At 73.2% G+C, this 4660-nt stretch carries 3 protein-coding genes, 1 tRNA gene and 1 pseudogene; 1 reads left to right on the top strand and 4 read right to left on the bottom strand.

Going from position 1 to position 4660, the window contains the following annotated elements:
• The first annotated feature begins 388 nt into the window (after window positions 1-388).
• A tRNA-Leu gene (locus tag AB0J52_RS28140) sits at window positions 389-464 on the top strand.
• A gap of 358 nt (window positions 465-822) precedes the next feature.
• On the opposite strand, the gene AB0J52_RS28145 is transcribed toward AB0J52_RS28140, so the two are convergent.
• The 4 genes and pseudogenes from AB0J52_RS28145 to AB0J52_RS28160 form a co-directional block, all read right to left on the bottom strand.
• Window positions 823-1050, bottom strand: coding sequence for a DUF4287 domain-containing protein (locus tag AB0J52_RS28145; RefSeq protein WP_500185432.1), 228 nt, complete (start codon window positions 1048-1050; stop codon window positions 823-825).
• Window positions 1051-1282: 232 nt separating this feature from the next.
• On the bottom strand, window positions 1283-2503 hold the full coding sequence (locus AB0J52_RS28150; RefSeq protein WP_500185435.1) for an acetyl-CoA C-acetyltransferase: 1221 nt from the start codon (window positions 2501-2503) through the stop codon (window positions 1283-1285).
• 385 nt (window positions 2504-2888) lie between these two features.
• Window positions 2889-4253 carry an outer membrane protein assembly factor BamB family protein gene (locus AB0J52_RS28155; protein WP_500185438.1) on the bottom strand — a complete coding sequence of 455 codons (1365 nt, stop codon included), beginning with the start codon at window positions 4251-4253 and terminating at the stop codon, window positions 2889-2891.
• Between the two features lie 161 nt (window positions 4254-4414).
• A pseudogene (locus tag AB0J52_RS28160) lies at window positions 4415-4660 on the bottom strand (SGNH/GDSL hydrolase family protein); the annotation flags it as partial.

The following is a 4660-nucleotide window of genomic DNA, read 5'->3' on the forward strand; positions in this document are numbered from 1 at the left end:
GGCGCGCCCGCGTGTGGCAGCTCTACCTCGCCGCGTCCGCGCTGGCCTGCGAGAGCGGACGGGTCGGCGTGCACGCCATCACCGCCGTCCGCCGCGACCGCGACGGACGCGCCGGAACCACCCTCGTCGAAGACCGAGCCGTCCTCCGCCGCTGACACCCCGTCGCACCGCCCACGCCGGAGCGTCCGGTGGCCGGGCCAGAGGCGGTCCGGCGGGCGCGGACGAGCCTCTTGGTTCCGGGGCGGAGGACGCGCGGCGGCGGGACGAGTCGGTCATTGGGCGTTGGAGGGGGGATTTCGCCCTCGGGATTGCAGGTTTCGGTCGCTGAACCGGTCACGGTCGTGAATTAGTTCCGGTGAATTGCGCGTACCGCCGGTATGCTGACGCCGCCCCTGTAGCCCAACGGCAGAGGCAGGCTCCCTAAAAGAGCTTTTGTGTCGGTTCGAATCCGACCAGGGGCACCAGCGAGCCCCCGGCCCCTCGACGGCCGGGGGCCTCCGCGTCCGAGGATGCGGCGTCCCCGGGCCTCCCCGGCCCACCGCCTCCGATGCCGCCCGAAATGGCAGTGAAAGCGATCAATATCGGTTTTGTTCGGCGGGATGTTCGCGGCCGGAGAGTCCCCGGGAGGGCACGAACAGCCCCTCGCCGGAAGCGGAGACCGGCGAGGGGCTGTTCGTCTGCGGGAACTCTGCGCCACGGTCGTGCTCGCGTAGCGGCACGTCAGCGGGGACTGTCCTGTGACGGGTTCCCGCGAAGCTCTGCGGTTGTGCGACGCCGGTGTCCGGGGCCGGTGGGGCGCCGTTGGTCCGGCGTGGCGTCTCTTCAGTAGTGGCGTTCGCGCCGGGTCCGCTCGTGCTCGCGCACGAGGGCGGCGGCGTAGCCGTGTGAGAGGCCGTGTTCCTCGGCGAGCCAGGTCGTGCGTTCGTCGCAGCGAAGGAACGACGGGCCGTTCTCGATCGCGGTGAACCACTCGGGGATGTCACGTCCGGTGACTTGCGGAATGCGTGCGATGAGCTTGATGTGCGTCTCCGGCGAGTGGTTCAGTGACATAGGCACCTCCATGTCGCGGGGCTCTTCAGCTGACTGTGCAACACCTTGCCCAGATGTGACAACCCCCTAACGGGGACCTATCCATCACGTAACGTAGATCATTCGTAAAGCGATGTCCGCCGGTGAACGCGCAGGTGGCCCGGGTCCTCCATGGAAGAACCGTGGAAAACCCGGGCCACGCTGGTATGACGCTCGGTGTTCTAGGCGGCCGGACGACCCTCCGGCCGCGGGATCAGGACAGCCGCTCGACGACCATCGCCATGCCCTGGCCGCCGCCGACGCACATGGTCTCCAGGCCGAACTGCTTGTCGTGGAACTTCAGCGAGTTCAGCAGGGTCGAGGTGATCCGCGCGCCGGTCATGCCGAACGGGTGGCCGACCGCGATCGCGCCGCCGTTGACGTTCAGCCGGTCCATGTCGATGCCGAGCTGCTCGGCGGACGGCAGCACCTGCGCCGCGAACGCCTCGTTGATCTCGACCAGGTCGATGTCGCCGATGCTCATCCCGGCCTTGGCGAGGGCCCGGCGGGACGCCTCGACCGGCCCGAGACCCATGATCTCCGGCGACAGCCCGGACACGCCGGTCGACACGACGCGGGCGAGCGGCGTGATGCCGAGCTCGGCGGCCTTGGTGTCGCTCATCACGATCACGGCGGCGGCGCCGTCGTTCAGCGGGCAGCAGTTGCCCGCGGTGACCGTGCCGTCCGGCCGGAACACCGGCTGGAGCTGGGACACCTTCTCGTAGGTGGTGCCGGCGCGCGGGCCGTCGTCCTTGCTGACGACCGTGCCGTCCGGCAGCTCGACGGGGGTGATGTCCTGCGCCCAGAAGCCGTTCTCGTTGGCCTTCTCGGCGAGGTTCTGCGAGCGGACGCCGAACTCGTCCTGCGCCTGCCGGGACACCCCGTACGCCTGCGCGACGTTCTCGGCGGTCTGGCCCATCGCGATGTAGACGTCCGGCAGCGCGCCGTTCTCGCGCGGGTCGGTCCACACCTCGGCGCCGCCCTCGGCGCGCTTGGCGGTGCGCGCCTCGGCGTCGGCGAACAGCGGGTTCTGCGTGTCGGGCAGGCCGTCCGAGCTGCCCTTGGCGAACCGCGACACCATCTCGACGCCGGCCGACACGATCACGTCGGCCTCGCCCGCCTTGATCGCGTGCAGCGCCATCCGGGTGGTCTGGAGCGAGGACGAGCAGTACCGGGTGATCGTCGCGCCCGGCACGTTGTCCCAGCCGAGCAGCACCGACACCACGCGGCCCATGTTGTAGCCCTGCTCGCCGCCGGGCAGGCCGCAGCCGAGCAGCAGGTCGTCGATCTGGTCCGGGCCGAGCTGCGGGACCTTGGCCATGGCCGCCTGGACCATGCGCGCGGTGAGGTCGTCGGGGCGCAGGTCCTTCAGCGACCCCTTGAAGGCCCGTCCGATGGGGGAACGCGCGGTCGCGACGATGACTGCCTCGGGCATTGCGTGACTCCCTGTTCTTCGGGACCTTCCGGTCCGGTCTCCTGCCGCCCGGCGCGCCTGGGTTACTCGCCGGTCACCTCCGCAATGTAGCCGCTGCCTCCGGCCCCCGTACACGCCGGGTCCACCCCCCGGCCCGAAGGACGCGCACCCCCTGCCCGAAGGGCGCACCCGCCACTCGATGAGGCCGCACCCGCCACCTGAAGAGGCCGCTCCCGCCGCCCGATGAAGGTCGCGCCCGGCATCCGAAGGGCGCGTCCCCGCCGCGCGAAGGGCGCGCGCCTGCCGCGCGAAGGGCGCGGACCGGGCGTGCGGACGGTGGCGCGCGGGGCGTTCGCGGCGGGGCGGGAGGCGCGTGGTTCGAGGCGCAGGGGCAGAGGGGACGGGGTCAGGAGCCGTACATGCCGGGCGCGGTGCCCTTCGCGTCGCGCAGCGCGTGCAGCGTGCCGGACTCGTCCCGCCAGACGCGCCAGCCGCCGGTCGCGCCGGTGTACCAGGCGGGCGGCGGGCCGGGGTCGGGGATCCGGCCGCCGGTGCCCAGGTCGTAGGCGCACAGCGGGGCGACGGGGGAGAAACCCGGCATGTCGTTGATCTTCAGCGTGGCGGGCCGGACGGAGCAGAACGACCAGGTGCGCAGTCCGCGCGCCGGGACCGGCGCGGCGTTGCTCAGCGCGACCGCGCGGCCGGGACGGTCCGGCGCGAGGAAGCCGATCCGGCTGAGATCGGCCGGGAGCGCCAGCGACCAGGGCGAGCGCGGCGCGCGGTCGGCCGGGACCGTCGCGGTCGTCCGGCCGGTGCCCGGGTCGAGCCGCTCGAAGCCGCCGTCCCCGCCGTCCGGCGTGACCTGCCGGGTGATCAGCGCGACCGCCGGGCTGGCGCTCGGATAGACCCGCAGCAGCCGGGGACGCGCCCAGACCCGGCCGCCGTCCGACAGCCGCACGGCGAAGAACCCGAACGCGGTCGGCGTCCGGTCGCGGCCGGACGGGTGGGGGCCGAGGTAGCCGACGAGCGTGTCGCCGAGCGACCCGAACGCCCAGCCGCCGGCGAGGTCCGCGCCGCCTCCCACGGCGTCCTCGACCGGGTAGGTCCACAGGATGCGGCCGCTGCGCAGGTCATGGGCCTCCAAGGACGGATGCCGCGCCATGCGGAGCACCACTACGCGCGAGGCGTCCGCCCACTCGACCTCGGCGACGCCGCCGATGCGCCACAGCTCCTTACCGTTCGCGGACGGATCGAGCGCCACGAACCGCGCGTCTGTGCCGGACGTCCGCTCCGCCACGCACAGCATCCGGCCGCACGCCTGCGGGCCGAACGTCGACCGGACGTCCCGCGTCCACAGCCGAACACCGGTCCGGGCGTCCCGCGTGGCGAGGACCGCGCCCCGGTCATCCGGTTCGATCGCCGAGACGAAGCGTCCGGACACGGCCGGAGGCGCGACGCCCTGGTCCGGGGTACGGCCCCGCATCGTCGCGGGCTCCGCCCACAGGCGCTTCCCTTCGGCCAGGTCGAAGGTGTCGGTCTCCAGCTCCCCGTCGGAGCGGAGGGCCGTCACCGCCGCGATCCCGTCCCCGGCCACGGCCTTGCTCACCACGTCCAATCCGGGTGCCGACCAGCCCAGGGACGCCGTCGCGTCGCTCCCGCCGCCCGAGCATCCAGTGAGCGCGGCGGCGGACACCGCGGCGACTCCCACCGCCGTGATGCGCGCCGCCGTGATGCGCGCCGCCGTGATGCGCGACGCCGTGACGTTCGCCACCGACGCGGCCACCGTCCCGGGCCCCGCCCACGGGCCCCGCGCCTTCCGCACCCAGCATGAGCCCATCGCGGCCCCTCACTCCCGCACCGGACCTACCGATTAATGCGGAAAGTAGCAGCGCGAACACGCAAAGGAAGCGGATTCTCCCAATCAGCGAACGGTCAGGCCGCGTCGGACTCGGCCAGGGACGGGGGCGGTGTGCGGCGGACGCGGCGGAGCAGCGTGGCCCAGCGTCCCCGGGGCCCGCGGTCGTGGCCCGCGACCCGCGTACCGCTGACCTCGGTGCCCGGCTTCTCGGCGGCCTCGACGGCGGCCAGGTAGACCGGCAGGACGCCTTCGCCGCGCCGCGCGTCGGGCAGCAGGTCCTGGTCGGGGTCGAGCGCCAGGGCGGCGGCCATCGACGGCAG

Origin of the sequence: Spirillospora sp. NPDC049652, assembly GCF_040675125.1 — a bacterium.
Taxonomy (GTDB): domain Bacteria; phylum Actinomycetota; class Actinomycetes; order Streptosporangiales; family Streptosporangiaceae; genus Spirillospora.

What these genes read in the sequence shown, in the direction of transcription:
- AB0J52_RS28145 (WP_500185432.1), bottom strand. Translation starts at nt 1,050, where the DNA reads ATGTCACTGAACCACTCGCCGGAGACGCACATCAAGCTCATCGCACGC.
- AB0J52_RS28150 (WP_500185435.1), bottom strand. Translation starts at nt 2,503, where the DNA reads ATGCCCGAGGCAGTCATCGTCGCGACCGCGCGTTCCCCCATCGGACGG.